Origin of the sequence: Prevotella sp. HJM029, assembly GCF_000599605.1 — a bacterium.
GTDB lineage: Bacteria > Bacteroidota > Bacteroidia > Bacteroidales > Bacteroidaceae > Prevotella.
In genome coordinates, this window is the sequence record NZ_AZHT01000009.1 from 1 (window position 1) to 20101 (window position 20101).

General features: G+C 43.0%; 17 protein-coding genes, 1 tRNA gene and 1 pseudogene. 11 read left to right on the plus strand and 8 right to left on the minus strand.

Annotated elements, in window-relative coordinates; genetic code table 11:
* Nucleotides 1–69: 69 nt before the first annotated feature.
* Nucleotides 70–825: pseudogene (locus X919_RS14505) on the plus strand (glucose/galactose MFS transporter); the annotation flags it as partial.
* Nucleotides 826–1030: 205 nt separating this feature from the next.
* Nucleotides 1031–2038 (plus strand): class II fructose-bisphosphate aldolase, encoded by a 1008-nt coding sequence (locus X919_RS0100845; protein WP_028898629.1) that lies wholly within the window; start codon nucleotides 1031–1033, stop codon nucleotides 2036–2038.
* A gap of 102 nt (nucleotides 2039–2140) precedes the next feature.
* On the opposite strand, the gene X919_RS0100850 is transcribed toward X919_RS0100845, so the two are convergent.
* Nucleotides 2141–2923: a radical SAM protein gene (locus X919_RS0100850; RefSeq protein WP_028898630.1), complete on the minus strand. Its 783-nt coding sequence runs from the start codon at nucleotides 2921–2923 to the stop codon at nucleotides 2141–2143.
* Between the two features lie 151 nt (nucleotides 2924–3074).
* Between X919_RS0100850 and X919_RS0100855 the strand changes: the two genes are divergently transcribed.
* The 6 genes from X919_RS0100855 (at nucleotide 3075) to folK (ending at nucleotide 7407) form a co-directional block, all read left to right on the plus strand.
* Nucleotides 3075–3953 (plus strand): cell division protein FtsX, encoded by an 879-nt coding sequence (locus tag X919_RS0100855; protein ID WP_028898631.1) that lies wholly within the window; start codon nucleotides 3075–3077, stop codon nucleotides 3951–3953.
* Between the two features lie 73 nt (nucleotides 3954–4026).
* On the plus strand, nucleotides 4027–4263 hold the full coding sequence (locus X919_RS0100860; protein ID WP_028898632.1) for a DUF3098 domain-containing protein: 237 nt from the start codon (nucleotides 4027–4029) through the stop codon (nucleotides 4261–4263).
* A gap of 5 nt (nucleotides 4264–4268) precedes the next feature.
* Nucleotides 4269–5099 (plus strand): undecaprenyl-diphosphate phosphatase, encoded by an 831-nt coding sequence (locus X919_RS0100865; RefSeq protein ID WP_028898633.1) that lies wholly within the window; start codon nucleotides 4269–4271, stop codon nucleotides 5097–5099.
* Entirely contained in the window at nucleotides 5099–5791 is a 693-nt protein-coding gene (gene truB, locus X919_RS0100870) for a tRNA pseudouridine(55) synthase TruB (RefSeq protein WP_028898634.1), read from the plus strand. The genes X919_RS0100865 and truB overlap by 1 nt, the downstream gene beginning before the upstream one ends.
* Nucleotides 5792–5804: 13 nt before the next feature.
* Nucleotides 5805–6971, plus strand: a complete 1167-nt coding sequence (queA, locus tag X919_RS0100875; RefSeq protein ID WP_028898635.1) for a tRNA preQ1(34) S-adenosylmethionine ribosyltransferase-isomerase QueA — start codon at nucleotides 5805–5807, stop codon at nucleotides 6969–6971.
* A 10-nt stretch (nucleotides 6972–6981) separates the two neighbouring features.
* Nucleotides 6982–7407, plus strand: a complete 426-nt coding sequence (folK, locus tag X919_RS0100880) for a 2-amino-4-hydroxy-6-hydroxymethyldihydropteridine diphosphokinase (RefSeq protein WP_028898636.1) — start codon at nucleotides 6982–6984, stop codon at nucleotides 7405–7407.
* Between the two features lie 288 nt (nucleotides 7408–7695).
* On the opposite strand, the gene X919_RS0100885 is transcribed toward folK, so the two are convergent.
* The 6 genes from X919_RS0100885 to X919_RS0100915 all read right to left on the minus strand — a co-directional run bounded on the left by X919_RS0100885 (nucleotide 7696) and on the right by X919_RS0100915 (nucleotide 16893).
* A complete protein-coding gene (locus X919_RS0100885) occupies nucleotides 7696–8205 on the minus strand; it encodes a toxin-antitoxin system YwqK family antitoxin (protein ID WP_028898637.1) in 510 nt (169 codons plus the stop codon).
* Between the two features lie 396 nt (nucleotides 8206–8601).
* Nucleotides 8602–9723 carry a hypothetical protein gene (locus tag X919_RS0100890; RefSeq protein ID WP_028898638.1) on the minus strand — a complete coding sequence of 374 codons (1122 nt, stop codon included), beginning with the start codon at nucleotides 9721–9723 and terminating at the stop codon, nucleotides 8602–8604.
* A 448-nt stretch (nucleotides 9724–10171) separates the two neighbouring features.
* On the minus strand, nucleotides 10172–10954 hold the full coding sequence (gene lpxA, locus X919_RS0100900; RefSeq protein ID WP_028898640.1) for an acyl-ACP--UDP-N-acetylglucosamine O-acyltransferase: 783 nt from the start codon (nucleotides 10952–10954) through the stop codon (nucleotides 10172–10174).
* A gap of 50 nt (nucleotides 10955–11004) precedes the next feature.
* Nucleotides 11005–12402 carry an efflux transporter outer membrane subunit gene (locus X919_RS0100905; RefSeq protein ID WP_028898641.1) on the minus strand — a complete coding sequence of 466 codons (1398 nt, stop codon included), beginning with the start codon at nucleotides 12400–12402 and terminating at the stop codon, nucleotides 11005–11007.
* Between the two features lie 7 nt (nucleotides 12403–12409).
* Complete coding sequence (locus X919_RS0100910) at nucleotides 12410–15679, minus strand: efflux RND transporter permease subunit (RefSeq protein ID WP_028898642.1); 3270 nt, start codon at nucleotides 15677–15679, stop codon at nucleotides 12410–12412.
* Nucleotides 15680–15693: 14 nt separating this feature from the next.
* Nucleotides 15694–16893 carry an efflux RND transporter periplasmic adaptor subunit gene (locus X919_RS0100915; RefSeq protein WP_004380309.1) on the minus strand — a complete coding sequence of 400 codons (1200 nt, stop codon included), beginning with the start codon at nucleotides 16891–16893 and terminating at the stop codon, nucleotides 15694–15696.
* Between the two features lie 585 nt (nucleotides 16894–17478).
* Here X919_RS0100915 and X919_RS0100920 point away from each other — a divergent pair.
* Both X919_RS0100920 and X919_RS0100925 read left to right on the plus strand, forming a co-directional pair.
* Nucleotides 17479–18378 (plus strand): hypothetical protein, encoded by a 900-nt coding sequence (locus X919_RS0100920; RefSeq protein WP_028898643.1) that lies wholly within the window; start codon nucleotides 17479–17481, stop codon nucleotides 18376–18378.
* Nucleotides 18379–18431: 53 nt separating this feature from the next.
* The gene (locus X919_RS0100925) at nucleotides 18432–19064 is read left to right on the plus strand and encodes an SAP domain-containing protein (protein WP_028898644.1); all 633 of its coding nucleotides are present in this window, start codon (nucleotides 18432–18434) and stop codon (nucleotides 19062–19064) included.
* Between the two features lie 204 nt (nucleotides 19065–19268).
* On the opposite strand, the gene X919_RS0100930 is transcribed toward X919_RS0100925, so the two are convergent.
* Nucleotides 19269–19342: transfer RNA gene (locus tag X919_RS0100930), tRNA-Met, on the minus strand.
* 273 nt (nucleotides 19343–19615) lie between these two features.
* On the opposite strand from X919_RS0100930, the gene X919_RS16345 reads away from it, so the two are divergent.
* Complete coding sequence (locus X919_RS16345; RefSeq protein WP_155949627.1) at nucleotides 19616–19861, plus strand: hypothetical protein; 246 nt, start codon at nucleotides 19616–19618, stop codon at nucleotides 19859–19861.
* Nucleotides 19862–20101: the final 240 nt, after the last annotated feature.

A 20101-nucleotide genomic window follows, 5' to 3' on the forward strand; every position in this document is an offset into this window, starting at 1 on the left:
CAAAAAGATTTATTCTTCTAAGAGTGTATGGGTGAGAATTGAGTGGATGGTAGGTTTTGCAGAGGTCTCAGTTTGTTTGCCACATTTATTGTGGGACAATTCCTTTTTGGTGCACCTATTGGTGAAAGAGAAGTCGTGGTGCCCTATACTATCTTAGGTATTTTAGTGCTCCTTATAGCATTCGTCTTCTCGCGTGTGCATCTTCCTGAGATGAAACATGCTGAGTCAAACGATGATGAAGTGAAAGGGACACGCATCATGAAACTCTTTCGTTATCACCCATTATTTGTATTTGGCTTGTTTGCTCTGTTGGCTTATGAAGTGTCCGAGATATCAATTAATAGCTATTTTATTAATTTTATGACGGGTGAAGGCTATATGGATGATAATACAGCCAGTGTCGTTTTAACAATAGCTCTGGGATTCTTTATGGTGGGACGCTTTGTTGGAAGCTGGTTGATGCAGTATATCCGAGCTGAGATTTTGTTGCTCATTTGTGCAGCAGGTAGCGTTACTTGTATGATAGTGGTGTTGCTTGGCTTAGGAAAAGTGAGCATGGTGGCACTCATCTCCAATTATTTATTTGAAGCCATCATGTTCCCAACGATTTTTTCTTTGGCGTTGAATGGATTGGGAAATCTTAAAAAGAGTGCTGCATCTTTGTTGATGATGACGCCAATAGGTGGGTGTGGCTTCTTATTGATGGGCATTATCGCCGATACATCTAACTTGATAACACCATTTATAATTCCTTTCTTTGGCTATTTCGTAGTATTGTTATTTGCGTCAGAATTGTTGCGGAAATTCCATGAAACCATGTCTTGATTAAACAGGCTTTGTTATGTATAGATGGCAATCTCGTAACCTAAGAAACATAAACTCATGGACTTTAAACTTTTTAAGCTTTCGAAAAGTAAAAAACAAGAGTAACATTTTGCACTCTCAAAAGAATATGTTAAATTTGCAGTACTTATAAAAGGAGATAACAATTCATTTAGAACATTCATTTATTTAAATAAAAATCATAATTATGGCAGTAAGTTATAAGGAATTGGGTCTCGTGAATACGCGCGAGATGTTCAAAAGAGCTATCAAAGGTGGTTATGCAATCCCTGCATTTAATTTCAACAACTTGGAACAGCTTCAAGCAATTATCACCGCATCTTCAGAATTAAAGTCGCCCGTTATCCTTCAGGTTTCTAAAGGCGCTCGTAACTATGCAAATGCAACTCTTCTACGTTATATGGCAGAAGGTGCTGTTGAGTTTGCAAAAGAATTGGGCTGCGCACATCCTGAAATCGCCCTTCATTTGGATCACGGCGATAGCTTTGAGCTGTGTAAGAATTGTGTAGATATGGGCTTCTCATCTGTAATGATTGATGGTTCTGCACTTCCTTACGAAGAAAATATTGCTTTAACAAAGAAGGTTGTAGAATATGCTCATCAGTTTGATGTTACTGTTGAGGCTGAATTAGGTGTGTTAGCAGGTGTTGAAGACGAAGTAGTTGCTGAGGTTTCTCACTATACAAAGCCTGAAGAAGTAGTAGACTTTGCTACGCGTACAGGTTGTGATTCATTGGCTATTTCTATCGGTACTTCGCATGGTGCATATAAGTTTACTCCAGAACAATGCACACGTGACCCGAAAACAGGTCGTTTAGTTCCTCCTCCATTGGCATTCGATGTATTGGCAGAGATTGAGAAAAAGCTTCCAGGTTTCCCCATTGTATTGCATGGTTCATCTTCAGTTCCTCAGGAATATGTTGATATCATCAATAAGTTCGGTGGTAAATTGCCTAATGCTGTGGGTATCCCTGAAGAGCAACTTCGTAAGGCTTCTAAGAGTGCAGTATGCAAGATTAATATCGATTCAGACTCACGTTTAGCTTATACAGCAGGTGTTCGCGAAACATTGGCAGAGCATCCAGACTACTTTGACCCACGTCAATATGGTAAAGTTGCACGCAACTACATGATTGATATGTATAAGCATAAGATTACTGACGTATTAGGTTCTGAGAATAAATTAGCTGAATAAGAAATTTTTAGAACTGATATTATAATTGTTTAAGTATTTATAAAAGGCGGGAGTTGTAACAACTTTCGCCTTTTATATGTTTAATAGGGTTGTGATTGAATCTTAATAAGAGGCCAAACAAGAGATTCCAGCTGCGATAACGCGCTCTTTTATGGCATCAAGTTCTTGTGGTGTAGCCTTAAAGAGCGTGTGGTCGGGAGTTTCTCTATCAATCGTATAAATCATAACTGATTGGGGTTGTATGGCTTTGACGGCCGCTAACCAGGGTAAAACGTAATGGTCTGAGAGGTTGTTTACATCGTTTCCATGCATGTCTTTCCCTTTTAAGAACATCGTTTGAATGATAATATGTCCTTTAAAGCGTTTCATGTCTTTGATAACATCTTCCACCTTGTAACGCAACCCTGTAGGGCGATCGACCCGCTGGATATAGTTTTCATCGATAGTATCTAACTTTAGAATGTTGTTATCTACGAGCATCAGTGCCTCGAACACATTGGGATGATGGATGAATGTGCTATTGCTGAGCACACTAATCTTTGCTTCTGGACAGTATTGGTCACGCAACATTCGGGTGTCAAGAATAATCTCTTTGAAATTAGGGTGTGCGGTTGGCTCGCCATTTCCTGCAAAGGTGAGTACGTCGGGATATTGCTTTTGCTGAGCCATCTCTTGAAGTTTACACTCTAATTTCTGTTTTACCTCCTCGCGGGTGGGTCTGCGTTGTGATGGGATGTGACTTTGGTTAAATCCGCATTCGCAATAAATACAGTCAAAGGTGCAAATTTTTCCATCTGCAGGCATCAGGTTTATGCCTAATGAAATGCCTAAACGTCGGCTGTGAACAGGACCGAAAATAGGGGCGGGGTATATAATTGTACTCATAGTAAGCACAAAGATACATAATCTATCTCAGCCATTTTCGGATTTAAAAGATTTAGGATGAAAATCACGTTAAGGGACGTTAAACAATTGTTCTCCGCTGTTTTTTACATTACCTTTGCAAGATATTAGGTGTGGTATATACTTTTCGTAGATGAGACAACGTTATAAAAGGTCAGGAAATCGTTATGGATTACAGGTTGTGACCCTATGTATCAGCACAGCGATGGTGCTGATTTTGTTAGGAATGGTTGTGCTTTCAGTGTTTGCAGCACGCAATATGTCGACGTATGTAAAAGAGAATTTGGTAGTTACAATGACGTTTCAGGATGATGTAACGCATTCAGAAGCACAGCAAGTTTGTGCAAAGTTGCGGCACTATCCTTATATAACAAAAGTAAATTTTATTAGTAAAGAGCAGGCTTTAGAAGAGCAAAAGCGTGCCATGGGCACTGATCCTTCGGAGTTTATTGGCATGAACCCTTTCTTGAGTTCCATAGAGATTCGATTGAAAGGTGATTATGCAAATAATGATTCTTTAGCGTGGATAACTAAAGAGTTACAGCGCTATCCTAAAGTGGGAAAGGTGAGTTATGAGCGTGGCTTGGTAGAAAGTGTGAACCAAAAGCTACAAAAGTTTAGTGTTGTACTTTTAGTGTTAGCCGCACTACTCACATTTGTCTCATTCTCACTCATTAATAGTTCTACGCGTTTAGACATTTATTCCCGACGGTTCTCCATCCATATTATGAAATTGGTTGGTGCTTCTTGGAGCTTCATTCGTCGTCCCTTTGTATGTCGTGCTATTGCTGTTGGTGTGATAGCTGCGTTGATTGCAGTGGGCGTTCTGGGCGCGTGTGTGTATGCTTTGTATTGTTCTGAACCTGATGTTCTGTTGGTTATTACGCCTGAAGTGATTGCCATAACGATTGTTTCGGTGTTCTTTTTTGGTATAGTCATTACGGGTATTTGTGCTAACCTCTCAGTAACGAAGTTCTTAAAGATGAAGGCCAGCGAGCTTTATAAGATATGATGAATAGTAAACGCAGTCCAAGCAGTGGCCTTATATGCATGTGATGCGACTGCAAATACAATAGTTAAATAAAATGGATAAGAAGAATTTTGCCTTTGACAAGGTCAATTTTATATTATTGGCTGTGGGCATGTGTGTAGTGATATTAGGCTTTATTTTGATGAGTGGTGGCGGTTCTACCGAGACAACTTTCGATGAAAATATCTTTAGTCCCCTGCGAATAAAGGTGGCACCTGTAGTTTGTTTTCTCGGATTTATTTCTATTATTTATGCGATTATGCATAAGCCTAAGACGAAACAAGACGAATAAGGCTTATGGATTTCATTCAAACCATTATCATTGCCATTGTAGAAGGGCTGACGGAATTCCTTCCGGTCTCGTCAACAGGGCACATGATTATCACCCAAAATCTCTTAGGTGTGCCTAAAGGTGACCCCTTTGTGCATGCATTCACCTTTATTATTCAGTTTGGAGCCATCCTGTCTGTGGTGTGTTTGTATTGGAAACGGTTCTTTCAAATGCGTACAAAGGAAGAGCTTCAAGCAAAGTTGAAGTTCTATGGGCTACTGATAGTTGGCGTTTTTCCAGCTGTTGTAGTGGGCTTGTTGGCTAAAAAGAGTGGGCTTTTAGATTGGCTTTTAGATAGTGTTACCGTTGTAGCTATCACCTTAGTATTAGGAGGTGTGTTCATGTTGTTCTGTGATAGGCTGTTCGACACGACGGATAAGACAGAAGATGTGAATTGGAAACGTGCCTTTAAAATTGGCTGTTTCCAGTGTTTGTCGGTCATTCCTGGTATGAGTCGCAGTATGTCTACTATCGTAGGTGGTATGCAACAGGGGCTAACGCGCAAGCGGGCTGCTGAGTTTTCATTCTTCTTAGCGGTTCCAACGATGGCCGGTGCGACATTATTAGATTTGTTAGAAATGTTTAAAGAGGGTACCAATTGGGCCACAACTACCAATATAAAGCTGTTGCTTTTGGGCTGCATCATCGCATTTCTCGTAGCCATCTTTGCCATGAAATGGTTTGTAGCTTTCTTGGCGAAATATGGTTTTAAAGCCTTTGGTTGGTATCGAATTATCGTCGGTTTGGTAATCCTTGTGCTCTTAGCCACAGGGCATTCTTTGACAATGGTTGACTGATGGATTTCAAAGCAGGCGAGATTTTTGCAATAGATAAGCCCTATCGGGTATCGAGTTTTGGGGCTTTAGCCCATGTACGCTATGTGCTTTCTCGAGCATTGGGCTACAAAGTGAAGATAGGCCATGCAGGGACTTTAGACCCATTGGCTACAGGTGTGCTCATTCTTTGTACAGGAAAGGCTACCAAACGCATTGAAGAATTTCAAGGACAAACGAAAGAATATGTGGCTACCTTGCAGTTAGGAGCGACAACAGCAAGCTATGATATGGAGCATGAAGTTAACGAAACGTTTGCAACAGCTCATATTACACGTGGCCTAATTGATGAAAAGTTGGCTCAGTTTGTGGGTGATATTCTTCAAACTCCACCCACTTATAGTGCTGTAAAGGTGAAAGGTGAGCGTGCTTATGACCTGCGTCGTTCAGGTGAATCCGTGCAATTGAAGCCCAAACAAGTGCATATAGAGCAGATAGAAGTGCTGCATTTTGATGCTGAACGCATGCAATTACAGCTCCGTGTCGTGTGTGGAAAAGGAACTTATATTCGTGCTTTGGCGCGCGATTTGGGCAGAGCGTTGCAAAGTGGTGCCTATTTAACAGAATTGAGACGCACGCGTGTGGGTGCATTTACGGTCGATACCTGCCTTGATTACGAAAATATTTTGGCTTGGTTAGGCGAAAAAGAAACTTAAAGAAACGAGATATATGAAGTTATCGCAATTCAAATTCAATTTACCCCAAGAGCTCATTGCGCTCTATCCCCATAGCTTCACGCGGGAGTTTAAAAACGAAGATGGCAGTGTTGAGCGTTTCCATGTAACGCGACGCGATGAATGTCGTTTGATGGTTTTGCATACTAAGTCTGGTGAAATCGAACTTTTTCACAAGGATGCAGATGGGAAACCTATTGAAGGAGATTATTTGGACTTCCGCAATCTTTTAGACTATTTTGATGAAGGTGATACCTTTATCTTCAATGATACAAAGGTTTTTCCAGCGCGTCTCTATGGAACAAAGGAAAAGACCGATGCCAAAATAGAAGTGTTTTTGCTACGTGAGCTCAATGCTGAAATGCGTTTATGGGATGTTTTGGTTGAGCCTGCTCGCAAAATCCGTATTGGTAACAAACTCTTTTTTGATGATACGGGCTCCATGGTCGCCGAGGTTATCGATAATACCACCAGTCGTGGGCGCACCTTGCGTTTTCTTTATGATTGCGATCATGAGGAGTTTAAACGCGAGCTCTATTCATTAGGTGAGGCACCTTTACCACGCTATGTCATTGATCATCGTGATGATCATCACGCAACTGCCGAGGATTTAGAACAATTCCAAACCGTTTTTGCCCAGGCAGAAGGTGCGGTAACGGCACCTGCTACAGGCCTTCATTTCAGCCGTGAACTAATGAAGCGTATGGAAATCAGGGGTATTCATCATGCTTTTATCACATTGCATTGCGGCTTAGGAACTTTCAATCCTATCGAAGTTGAGGACTTAACCAAGCATAAGATGGACTCAGAACAAATGCTGATTCATGCTGAGGCTTGTCAGATTGTAAATGAGGCAAAGCGTGCAGGGAAACGTATTCTTGCTGTGGGTACCAGCGTTGTGAAAGCTACAGAAACAGCAGTTGGTACCGATGGCATGCTGAAAGAGTATGATGGGTGGACGAATAAGTTTATCTTTCCTCCTTATGATTTCGGTCTATCCAATGCAATGGTGGCCAATTTCTATCATCCTTTGTCCACATTGTTGATGGAAACGGCTGCATTTGGTGGATATGATGCTGTGATGGAGTGTTATCGTTTGGCTGTAGAGCATGGCTATAAGTTTGGCTGTTACGGCGATGCCTTGCTCATTTTGAACGATTAAAGGGTCGTTCGTGCATACCATTTATTTGAGCTTAGGCACCAATTTAGGTTCGCGCGAAGACAACCTTGAACGCGCCTTGCGCTTGCTTCAGGAGCAAGTGGGCGCGCTGTTGCGTCGCTCTTCGGTGCATGAAACCACACCATGGGGCTTTGAATCGTCCCACATGTTTCTCAATCTCTGCGTCTGTATGGCCACCTCACTGTCGCCTTTGCAGCTGTTAGCGACAACAAAACAGATTGAAATACAGTTGGGACGAACACAAAAGAGCGCGCATGGTCACTATGTCGACCGCTTGATAGATATTGATATTTTGTTGTATGACGATGCGCATGTCAATGAATCGGACTTGATTATTCCGCATCCTCACATGTATGAACGAGATTTTGTAATGCTACCATTGAACGAAATATTAGATGATTCACTTAAAGACTTGTAGATACACGCTACAAGTCTTTTTTTATGGGTTTAAAAAAATGATAGCAATTGTCTTATAAAAGCATTGTAATTGTTGTGCAAAGTGGACTTGTTTGCGCTATAATATCGCGTCGATAAGTTTGCTCATTTAGTGGCCTTTGGTTGGTCGCTTCATGGATAATGGACAGGCAAGTGCCTATCATGTGGTGAAAACTAAGAGTGCTCACTTCTCACGAAGCGAGCACTTTTAGTTTAGAGATGTTTCAATTGAGACTTAAACATATCTAATTCATGAGAGAAAAATATCTTTCTACATCAATGCTTTTAATTCCTTTATGGGGCGTTTTTCCATTGCACCATCAGGCAATGTTACCATAAAATGGTCATGCATTGACTTTCCATCTTTAAATTGTACCACAGCAATGCCACCTTCACGCAAATGAAGTGTGAAATAGCCATTCCGCTTTCCGTTGACATATTTGCCATGCCATTTTTCTTTTCCATTCTGATAATAGGTTGTAACCTCGCCATTGAGAATGGTATTTGCATCGTTTCCTAAGTCGATAAAACTATATTCGCCTTCGGCTTTCAGTTGACCATTGATATAGAAATCCTGGAAAACGTCAACCTTTCCAATGCCTTTGTTCTGCTGCATCAAAAGGCGATAGTACTCGGCTTGCTCGCTATTTTGCACGCGCGACATATCGGCTGCATAATAAATCGTATCGGCCACTACGGTAGCATTTTCTGAAACGTGTTTGCGTGCATAGCTAACAACAGAGAAAAGTGCCATTACTGTTATCAATAGTCCTTGCTTCATAATTGTAATTCTTTTAGGTTAGAGTATTTTTTCTGTTGCAAATATAGAGAAAAAGCATAATAGTTGTTCTAATTCTTAACACTATTTTGCAAATAATTTTACCTTGAAAATGAGTTGAAATAGGTTGTGCACTTTCAATTTAAAAGTGTATCATTTTTGTGCTTTTTGCTTATGATTTTAAAAAGCATGATAGACTAATAGGGACGGGAAAGGAGCGGGTCGCGCTCGAATTGCTCCTTGCGGTATCCTATTGTGATAGAGAAGCCTCTTTTTATACCCATTACTTTTAAATTGAAAGCTGTTTAGAGGTGTAAAATTGCGTCTTTGAATGTTAACAGAATTGATTTATATCAATTTCGTTAAAAACCATATCAATCGCTTATAGATTGCAACAAATTATTTGAGTTTGATGGGAAGTTGCACCACGCTGCGCACCTTTCTGCCAGATTGTGTTGCGGGTTTCCAATGCGGCATTGCAAACAATACATCGACAAGGGCACGATCGGCCGAGGGAGATAGGGTTTGTTGCATCACGCATTGGCTTAATGTGCCGTCGTTTTCTACGATGAAGCACACCACGCCTTGCTTTGAAAGTCCCTCGTATTCTGTGGCCTTTGGAAGCGAAAGATGCGCCGTAATATAGTCTGATAGCGATTGCCCTTGAGCGGAAAAGGTAGCGGGTGTGTCGGGATTTTGGCAGATAGTGGTGTCGTTTGCCCATGGAATGAGCATGGGAATAGGCGAGTCATAGCTCGCAGGGAGTGCTTTTTCTTTCAATAATGCTTTGAAAGGTTTGGTGAGAAAGCGTTTCCATGGCATGGTAGGAAGCACGGATGCAACGAGATGGGTGCTATCTTGACCGATGAAAAACTGCATCACTTCGTCGTTGATGGGAGCCGGCCCGAGTATCACTTGTGCTGCAATCTCGCCACCAAGAGGTTGCTGGAGTCCGGCAGTCAGAGCGTTTCCAAAGACATAGGCGTTGTAATCGTTGTTGAGAATAGCCGCACTTTTGAATAATTCTTCGCCATTGAATAGGTGTTGCTGTTGCAGGTCGTAGGTGAGTACGGCTAAATGATGGCAGGCCTTTTGCGAAGATAAAGCCGCAGGAACAATGTGCTTCTCAACGAGAAAAGAGACGTAACGGCCCTCTGAAAAGCCCAACTTCGTGAGACGATAGGTAGCATAACAGAACTTGCTGTCGTCGGGAAGGCTGTCGAGTTGCTGTGTGAGACGGTGTCCATAGTTTTGAAGTTCGGCCTGCATATTGCTTGTTAGGTCTTCGAGAGAACTATACCATAGCAATTGATTGAGCCTTTGTTTCAAGGGGCTTTGCAGATTGAAATCGAGCCATTCAGGCCACTCTAAGTTAATATCCACCACGTTCATTTCGCCTTTCTCATTGGTGTATACGGCATGATGGCGCACGTAACGAACGCTGTTTCGTGCCATATAAGTCTCTGCAGTGGCCGAGGTGAAGCCTAAAATGAGTAGGCATGTAATCAGGAATTGTTTCATTTTGCATTTCTTTTTGTCTGCAAAGATATAAAAAAATAAGGCTTGTCATCACGACAAGTCTTATCGATACTTACTAAAACTAAATTAACCACTAAAAAAAACTAATCTTTTTCTTTTCGTTGCAAAGATATAGATAAAAGTTAAGACTACACTTATCAAAAAGTCGTTTCTTTTTAGCATTTTGGCAGATTTTGTTATTTTTTGTCGCATTTCGGCCTTGAAAACCCTGTTTTTGCACGCTCATGGTGGTAAATTTACCCCCGATAAACCAGGAATGGTGTGATGAGCCGCGTCGGGATAAGGTTGTGTGTGGCATGTGTTTTCTGTTCCTCTGGTGGCGTTTAGCGAAAAGGGTGGGGTGTTCTTACATCTGTTAAGACGAAAATGGAGGAACTTCCTCCCGGAAATTCCTCTCATGAATGATAGGATATCACTCGTATAGGTATGATTATAGTTTACTGATAATTCCTATTTTTGTTGCCTTCACGAAGGCTATGAGTGCGCGAATTTCGGGGCCATCGGGCACCTGTTCTTCAATTTGTCGCACTGCATCGAAGACGCTTGTCTGCCCATGAAAGAGCAAACGATAGGCATTTGCGATGTGTCTCTGCACCTTGGGGTCGAAATTTACCTGCTCCATGGTGACCTTGTTCGTGCCTGTATATTGCACAGGATTACCCCCTGCTATAATATAAGGTGGTACATCTTTTGAGAAAGTTGTGCCGGCTTGCACCATCGCATAGCTCCCTACGCGGGTTTTTGCATTCTCAATCACGCTGCTACTGAGCACTACATAGTCGCCAATGACGCAGTCGCCGGCAATCTTACTGCCATATCCGAAGATGCAATAGTTGCCCACTTTGGTGTCGTGAGAGATGTGACTGCCCTCCATAAGGAAGTTGTTGTTGCCAATAACGGTTTGTCCACCTTCGTAAGTAGCGCGGTTGATGACCACATTTTCGCGAATGATATTGTCGTCGCCAATGATGAGTTCGGTCTTGGCGCCATTGTAATTAAAGTCTTGTGGAGCGGCTCCGAGCACCGAACCTTGAAAGACTTGGTTGTTGTTTCCCATTCGAGTGCCAGTAAGAACACTGGTAAAGGGATAGATAATGCAGTTGTCGCCAATGACAACATCGTCTTCGATGTAGGCGAAGGGATATATTTTGCAGTTGTCACCAATCTTTACATTAGCGGCAATTTCTGCTTTGGGACTGATTTCACTTGCCATATTTTAATTGTTTAATGTGAAATATTGTGTGATAGAAGCTGTCGTATGACCTATTTTGCGCCACCACCTAAGGCACTATACAGGTTGACAACGGCTTGCATTTTGCTGAAATCGTCGGCAATCTTTGTGAGCTGCACGTTGAGTAAACTGCTCTCTGCGGTGATGACTTCGAGATAGGTGCTGCCGGCACTGGCCATTAATTCGCGTGTGTCGTTGACGTTTTGCTTGAGCACTTCAATTTGTTTTGCCTCGATTTTTGATTTCTCTTCGGCCGAATTATATTGAATAAGGGCGTTGCTTACCTCATTTCCTGCTGCCAAAACGCTATTCTGCCAGTTGTTATAAGCTTGCTCATATTGTGCCTTAGCCACCTTTAATCCGGCAACGAGCTTGCCATTTTGGAAAATAGGTTGCGTCAAAGAGCCGACCGCTGTGAGCAACCATTTGCCCGGATTGACGATGCCCATGCCGCCATTGTTGGTGAAAGCACCCGATGCACTGATATTAAGTGCAGGGTAGAAGCGGCTGCGTGCCGTCTGAACATTGTAGAAACATTGTGCCAAATTCATTTCTGCGGCATGCACATCTGCGCGATTCTTGAGTAGCTGTAGGCCTATGCCGGTGGAGAATTTCGCAGGGAGTGTCTGTTGATCGAGCGAACCTCGTGCAATGGTTTGCGCCTGTTGGCCTAAGAGTAGCGATAGGGCGTTCTCCGTTTCGCGTATCTGTCGCTTGATATCTGTCTTCTGTGTGAGCACCGAATAATAGCTCGATTCGGCACGTTGCACAGCTGTTGACCGCACACCTGCTACTGCATCTTTCCGCAACACCATGATGTCCCATGTATCTTTCGTGAGTTTCTCCATGTCGGTTACAATGTTTAATTGCTTGTCGAGCATGAGGAGTGTGTAGTACATATTGGCGATATTGGCGATGAGTTTCGTTTGCACCGACACTTGATAGTCTTTGCTTTGCAGCAAAGCTACTTGTGCAGAGCGTTTCGATGAAAGCAAGGTGCCAAACAAATCAACGTTCCAGCTGGCTTGAATCGGCAGGCTATAAATCTTATTTGCTTTGTTTCCGTCCCATGAAGAGAGGGTTCCTTGTGGGGTAAATGCTACCGAAGGAAGAAACGAAAGCTTTGCCGCTTGGAGCTGAGCTTCAGCCATTTTCACATTCAGCGCAGCGTTAAGCAAGTTAGGATTGTGGTTTAAACCTTGCTCAATGAGCTTTTGTAGTTGCGGATCGGTGAACACACTGCGCCAAGGTATGTTGGCAAAGCTGGATGTATCTGTTGCGGCTAAGGTGTCGCGATCAGATGTAATATCGCGAATTAAGCCGCTTGTTTTGAGTTCTGGGCGCTCATATTTCCCATAAAGGGCTTTGCAACCCGTCAACGAGACGGTTGCAAGCGCCAGAAGTATCATGTGACTATATATCTTTTTCATACGATGCTTATTTGTTTTTATCCGTAATCTTCACTCCAAATGTGCGTGCATATTGCTTGAGTTCGGCCTCGGCTTCTGCGTTATGATCATCTTCAAACTTCAGCGGACTGAGCTTTTCTTGCAACCATTGGAAGATGACAAAGAGTGCCGGAACGATGAATACTTGGCAGAGTGTACCAATCAACATACCTCCAACTGCTGCTGCACCGAGGGTCTGGTTACCATTCTTTCCGACACCACTGGCAAACATTAAGGGCAGCAAACCAATGACCATGGCCAATGAGGTCATGAGGATTGGGCGCAAACGAGCTGCTGCTCCGAGGATGGCACTATAGCGAATGGCCATACCTGTGCGGCGTCTTTCCAAGGCAAACTCTACGATCAAGATGGCATTCTTAGCCAAAAGACCAATCAACATGATGAGCGAGATCTGCATATAGATGTCGTTGGAGTGACCGAAGAGTTGTGTAAAGAGGAATGCACCCGCCAATCCGAAGGGGATAGACAGCACTACAGCTAACGGAAGAATGTAGCTTTCATACTGTGCACTCAAGATCAAATAAACGAAAAGCAGACACAAAACGAACACAATCGCAGTGGTATTGCTGCTCTCTGCTTCAGAACGTGTCAGGCCGGAATATTCATAACCATAGCCTTGGGGCAGCGTATTCTTTGCTACTTCAGCAATCGCTTGCATGGCTTGTCCTGAAGAATATTTCGTATTGGGCGTCACACTCACGTTGATAGCGGTGAACAAATTGAAACGAGCAATGTTTGAAGGCCCATAAACGCGCTTCAGTGTGCAGAACTCTGACACAGGAGACATCTGCCCATTTGCTGTGCGAACGTAGATATTGCTCAACTGATCGGGGCGCAAACGGTCGCTGGCCGGTGCCTGAATCATCACGCGGAAGAGCTTACCATAGGCGTTAAAGTTGGATGCATACATACCTCCTAAGTAGCCTTGCAGCGTAGAAAGCACCACGGTTGGCGATATTCCGGCCTGCTTTGTCTTGGCAACATCGACATCAACCATATACTGTGGATAGTTAGGATTGTAGGTAGTCATCGCCGTTTGTATCTCGGGTCGGGTATTTAATTCTTTCAAAAAGTCTTGCGTTATGTTGAAGAATTTATTCAAATCACCACCCGTTTTGTCTTCCATCGTCATGGTAATACCATTCTGCATGGAGAAACCTGGTACCATAGGTGGACCAAAAGCCAAGATTTGAGCATCCTTAATGCTTGCCGTTTGCTTGTAAATCATGCCCAGAACCGAATTAGCTTCCAAGGGATTTACGATTAAAGCCATGGGATCTCCCTGCGTGATGGCATGCTTGATGCGTGCAAAGAAACCACCCGAACGCTCTTCAAAGGGTTTGAGTTTGATGATAAAGGTGGCTTGATCGGAGCCTTGTCCGGCGATGAAGTTGTAGCCAACGATACCTTCACGACGCTGAATAGCGGGGTTAGTAGCCAGCATTTGGTCGACTTCTTTCACGATTTCGCGTGTCCGTTCCTGGCTTGTTCCAGGGTTAGCCGATATCATCACAAACAAAGTTCCCGTGTCTTCGTTGGGCACAAGACCAGTCTTTGTGGTGGCCATTGTTATGCCTAATACGACAAATCCTATCGCTATTGCAGCTGCAACCAACCATTTTTTGCCAATAATCTTGGTTACAATGTTTTTATATTTGTTGGTGGTTTTGTCGAAAACGCGGTTGAAATTACTGTGGAACCGGCTCACAAAGCTATCGTTATGTGCATTTTTCTCTTGGTCATGCGGCTTCAATAAAATGGCACACAAGGCGGGAGAAAGTGTCAATGCATTCAAAGCTGAGATGACAATTGATAGTGCCATCGTCACACCAAACTCGCGATAGAAGGTTCCTGAAGTACCACCTAAGAACGAAACGGGCACGAATACGGCAGCCATCACAAGTGTAATGGAGATGATTGCACCTGAAATTTCGTTCATGGCATCGATAGATGCTGTCAAAGCATTGTCATAACCTTGGTCTAATTTGGCATGAACGGCCTCCACAACCACAATGGCATCGTCGACTACAATGGCAATAGCCAAAAGCAAAGCCGACAGTACCAGCAAGTTAATCGAGAAGCCAAACACCCAAAGGAAGAAGAAAGTTCCAATCAAAGCCACAGGAACGGCAATCAAAGGAATGAGCGTTGAGCGCATATCTTGCAGGAAGATATATACCACAATGAATACCAATGCCAACGTAATGAACAAGGTTGTAACCACCTCTTCGATAGAAGCAAAGAGGAATTCCGTGGTATCCTGTTCAATCGTATATTCCATTCCCGGTGGGAAACTCTCGCTGGCCTCTTTCAAAGCTGCCTTCACATCGCGTGCAATGTCGGTAGCATTCGAGCCTGCAATCTGGTTCACCATACCCATAACAGCGGGATGTCCGTTGTTAATCAGGCTCACATTATACATCAATGAACCAAGTTCTATCTTGGCAACATCCTTCAAACGCAGGGTCTGTCCAGTGGTAGAACTGGTGATAAGGATATTCTCAAACTCAGAAGCTTGCTTCAAACGACCCTTATAACGCAGTGCATATTCATAGGCAACCGAACCATTTTCGCCCAAAGAACCCGGTGCCGCTTCGATATTTTGCTCAGCCAATACTCCCGAAATATCTGAAGGAATGAGGCCATATTGCTTCATCTTGTCAGGTTGTAGCCATATTCTCATCGAATAGGTTTCCATACCTGGGGTCTGAACATCGCCCACACCTTTGATACGTTTCAGCAGAGGAACGATGTTAATGTTGTTATAGTTTGTCAGAAACTGACCGTTATAGCGCCCATCTTCCGTCGTCAGCGAATACATAATCACGTTGGACGACTGGCGTTTCGACACCGTAACACCCACACGTGTAACCTCGGCTGGGAGCAAAGCCTGTGCCTGTTGCACACGGTTCTGCACGTTGACAGCCGCCATGTCGGCATTCGTTCCTTGCTTAAAATAGACCGTTATTAACGCCATACCCGAGTTTGTTGCCGTCGATGTCATATAAGTCATGTTCTCAACACCATTGATACTCTCCTCCAAAGGTGTGACAACAGAGTTTAATACCGTCTGAGCATCGGCTCCGGTGTACGAAGTCATCACCGAAATAGTAGGCGGTGCAATGTTTGGATACTGCTCAATAGGCAGCGAAACCAAGCCGATAGCACCCAATAGCACGAAGAATACCGAGATAACCGTCGAGAGTACGGGGCGCTTAATGAAGTTTGTAAAAGTCATAAACCTTTCCTTTTTTATTTACCTTGCATCGTTTTTACAAAGCCACCTGCGGAGCTTTGCTTCTCACCTAACTTCGCAGCGTCGTTGATACTCTTATTGTATTGTGCCAAGCTGATGGGCTTAATCTGCATGTTGTCGCTCAGTTTGGTCAAGCCTTTCAGCACGATGCGGTCGCCAACAGCTAAGCCATCGGTTACAATATAGGTGTTCCCATCGTTTTGTGGATTAACTTTTATCTCAGTGTATTTCACTTTATTGTCTGCACCCACTTTGTAAACAAACAATTTATCTTGCACCGATGTAGCAGCTTCTTGTGGAATAACAATCGCATGTTGGCTGGTACGAGGAATGATAATCGTACCCGAACCGCCACTCTTCAGCAACTTTTCGGGGTTATCGAAGTGTGCAATGAGCGAATAAGCGCCGGTAGATGCGTTGATAACGCCACTCATCTTCACCACCTTTCCGGGGTGATTGTAAATTGTTCCGTCGGCCAACTGCAACTTCACAGCGGGTAAATCCTTCAGTGCAGCAGCTACGTTGCCTGCCGCTTTTGTCATATCTAAGATGTCACTTTCAGCCATAGAGAAGAACACTTCAACCGTTTTGATGTCCGAAACGGTCGTCAAGGCATCTACAGAAGAGGCGCTTACCAAAGCTCCTTTCTTATAAGGTAGGCTTCCAACCACACCTGCTGACGGACTTTTTACTTGGCACCAGCTCAACGTTTCCTTAGCCGATGCCAGCGCAGCTTGTGCTTGTGCTAAGGCAGCTTGTGCGGTTGTGAACGCGTTTTGCGCCGTAGAAAGCTCATATTGTCCAATCACTTTCTTGTCGAACAACTTTTTATTGTTCTCGTAAGTCAAGCGTGCTGTGTTCAATTGTGCCGTAGCCGTGTTCACACCGGCTTGCGCTTGCCGTACCGCTGCACGATAGGTTTCGCTGTCAATGGTAAACAACAACTGACCAGCCGATACCGCTTGCCCTTCATGAACATAGACGTTGGTGATGAAGCCCGATACCTTTGGCCGCACCTCTACGTCTTGAATACCACGAATTGTTGCGGGATAGGTCGATTGAAGCGAAGCACTATTCGAACCAATCGTTTCTACAGGGAATTCGTTATTGCCAAAGTTGGGCATTCCACCACCGCCACCACAAGCGGTAAGCGCTACTGCAAGTGTGGCTACATACAAATAATTTTTAATCTTCATACCTATCTTATACTATATTATTGCCTTTGAAAAACAGTTACTTTTTTATTCGGTTGAATATCGTTATCAACAATCTTATTTCTGAAAACTTCTATAAAACTCTTGGTTTTGATAACGCAAAATTACAAATAATAGTTGGCTTTATATTCTTTCGAATGCCATATTTTAAGGAATATTATAGCTTGATGAAGTGAATTTAGTGGTAGTTGAGCGCATTCCTGCCAAGAGAATATTCTTATCTTTCCCCATAGCTGTAGGTCAACGAAGCTGCATTTTCTTTCTTCTGTTGTTGCAATGACGAGCCTGTAAGGCTGTATGCTTCCAAAAGTCTTGAAGCATATTGCTGCAAATCAATAGGTGAACGGGCCTAACCGCATTGCATCTTTCTTGGCTAATTCTAATGCAGTAGGGAGTATAATCCTTTTGTTTTTTTGCTGTTATGCACCTTTTCTTTATCTTTGTGCTGTAAAGCGGGTGCAAGTATATCTGAATTTAGGTCGGAATAAGCTGGCACTCTTTTTCCCGAACACGTGTTAAACAAGCACGTCAGCATGGTAGTATCGTAAAAATAAATCATAAAAACGAATGAAATATTGGCTATATCTCCTCCTTCTTATGGCGACTCCGGCATTAGCACAAGTGCGCCTTTCTCCATGTGATAAACAGGATTATGAGCTGTATGCCTCACGCTTGAAAGCACTTTTTAATCCCGACGCTTCGCAACAATATATTGTGGTGGATGGGCAAAAAGAATTATATGCCTTACAAGTTATCAAGGGAAGCCACTTGGGACAAAGGAAAAAGACGCTGGCTCTCAAAGATTTCAAGCAGGTGTACACCATTGATGATGACAGTCTTTGTCAAATAAAAGTTTCATCTTTATTGCGTTTCGCCGTATTTTCGTCCACATATCTTGTTCGTAAGCGGCTGGGCTTTTTAAAAACCTGCTTCCTCTTCGATATGCAAGATGGCGCACAATACTCCATAAGGAATGCCGATGTCGCTGCCGGTAGTTTAACAGATGTCCTTGAACAAGTATGTATAGCGGTACGAAAGAATAATCCTGAAACCATCAGGCGGCTCTTTCCGCAGATAGACTCACTTACGAAACATTTTAAATCTTATGAATTGGAAGAAAGTTGGGCGATTGAAACCGCAGAACAAGATGAGCGCAACATGCCTTCTGTGATATTATCCACACATTACAATGGTTTCAACTTTCAATTTTTTCAGCCGGAAACAGACACTGATTCACTCTGTCGAAAGTATGGGAAACTATTAAAAACAGTAGCACAATGGCTTTTTCTACATTCCAATGTGCTCGATTTCAATGAGCGCGTCTATGTCTGCATTCATCATGACCGTTCGACGATTTATGACCCTTTTGCCCATCTCTATGGAAAATATTATTTCCATATTACCGCCGACGAACTTAAAGAATCCACCTTGTATGCGCTTTTTAAATCTCGTTTTCTTGATTCTTGAATTTGCGTGAACTGTGAAGATGCACTGGGTTGTGTCCATTAAAGTTTAGAAATATGGTAAAGAAAAATCATATAGAATTGAAGTCTATCCGCTCTTTTGAGGTGTTTAGTCGGTATTATTGGTATCGGAAAGATTTGTCGGATATATGCAAGCAGTTGGGGATAGAATATGTGGGAACGAAACAAGAACTGAATTCCTATATAAAAGAATACTTCAATGGAAATTTGATAGCACATCGAACAGGCAAAGAAAGTGAACCGAATGCCATAAAAGTTCCTCTCCATCAAATCTCTTTAGCAACTCCTTTACTGGATTGTGGTTTTGCATTGAATGCTTCTTTCCGGAAGCTATTCTCTGATTATACCGGCAAAGCCCATTTCAAGTTCACAGCAGATATGGCAACTGCATGGCGGAAAGTAAAACGTGAGCATGACCATTCATTTACGCTTCAAGATATGTTGGATATCTATAATGGATGTTCTTCTTATGCTCATTATGATCATTGTTCTTGTCAATGGAATCAGTTTTTGAAGGATTTTTGTGCAGATTCACGGAATGCAGTCTTCACTAATAAACTGAAAGTTGCATCAATCCTTTGGAAACAGGTGCGCGATTCGTTCCACCCTAAAGTTTATAACTACAATCTCGTATTGCGCTATTGGGATATCATAGAGAAGTTGTTGTAGGGAAAGAACGAGAAAACAAGAATTTCCGAACGGCGTAAGCCTTTGCGATGCTATTTAATCTTGGTTTGGATTTGTATGGTATGCAGATGAATATGCCCCAAAATGGTGGATGAAGGACTTTACAAATCCTCTTCATTTTTCATTGCTTTCCCCGATAAAAGAAAAAGGAGTTGCGGTGAAACCGTAACTCCTTGACGTTGAATGTAGCGGGGGTGGGACCCGAACCCACGACCTCCGGATTATGAATCCGACGCTCTAACCAGCTGAGCTATCCCGCCATCACATTTAGGTTTTGCCTAATTGCGGGTGCAAAGGTAGTATAAAGTTTTGGATATGCAAAATTTTCATGTGATTTTTATTTGGTGTATGCGTTCCGAAAGGGACGAGTGTGATATCTGCAATAGCGCAAAAAAGAGATATACAACCCCCAAGGGGGTAGGCATGTGTGTGGGATTCCATCAAGGCAGTGTAGCTTTCGCTGCGCTCATCAACTCTGCCCTTTCGAGTGTATAACCCCTTCGGGGTAACTTCTCCTGCGCCTTTCCACGCGCATGCCCAGCCATTTGTGGGGCGATTCCTCGTGGTGGTATTGCCTATACATCGTGTTGTCGCGCATCATCCCTATGCTATGGTATGATGATGAATGGACAATGATGCGGCAACCCCACCGGGGTTGTACTCTTGATAGCCCAGGGTTGCCGACGATAGGAGGCTACCCTGGGGAGCAAGGTGTGTGGGATGCTACCCCCTTGGGGGTTGTACTTTTTGTAAATGGCACCATCACTCCAAATGGATAAATGAGAAATGGAATAAAAATGACATGAAAAAATGGTGAAATAATACCATTCAATAACTATTTTGATTATATTTGCAACATACTAACACGATAAATAATGGCACAAACCCTATATCAAATACTTATTCATGCGGTGTTCCATAAACGCACGCATGCGGCAACTATTCGTCCTAATGACCAACCACTTCTCAACAAATGTATTGTAAATATTTGTCACAATCTACAATGTCCGTGTCTCATT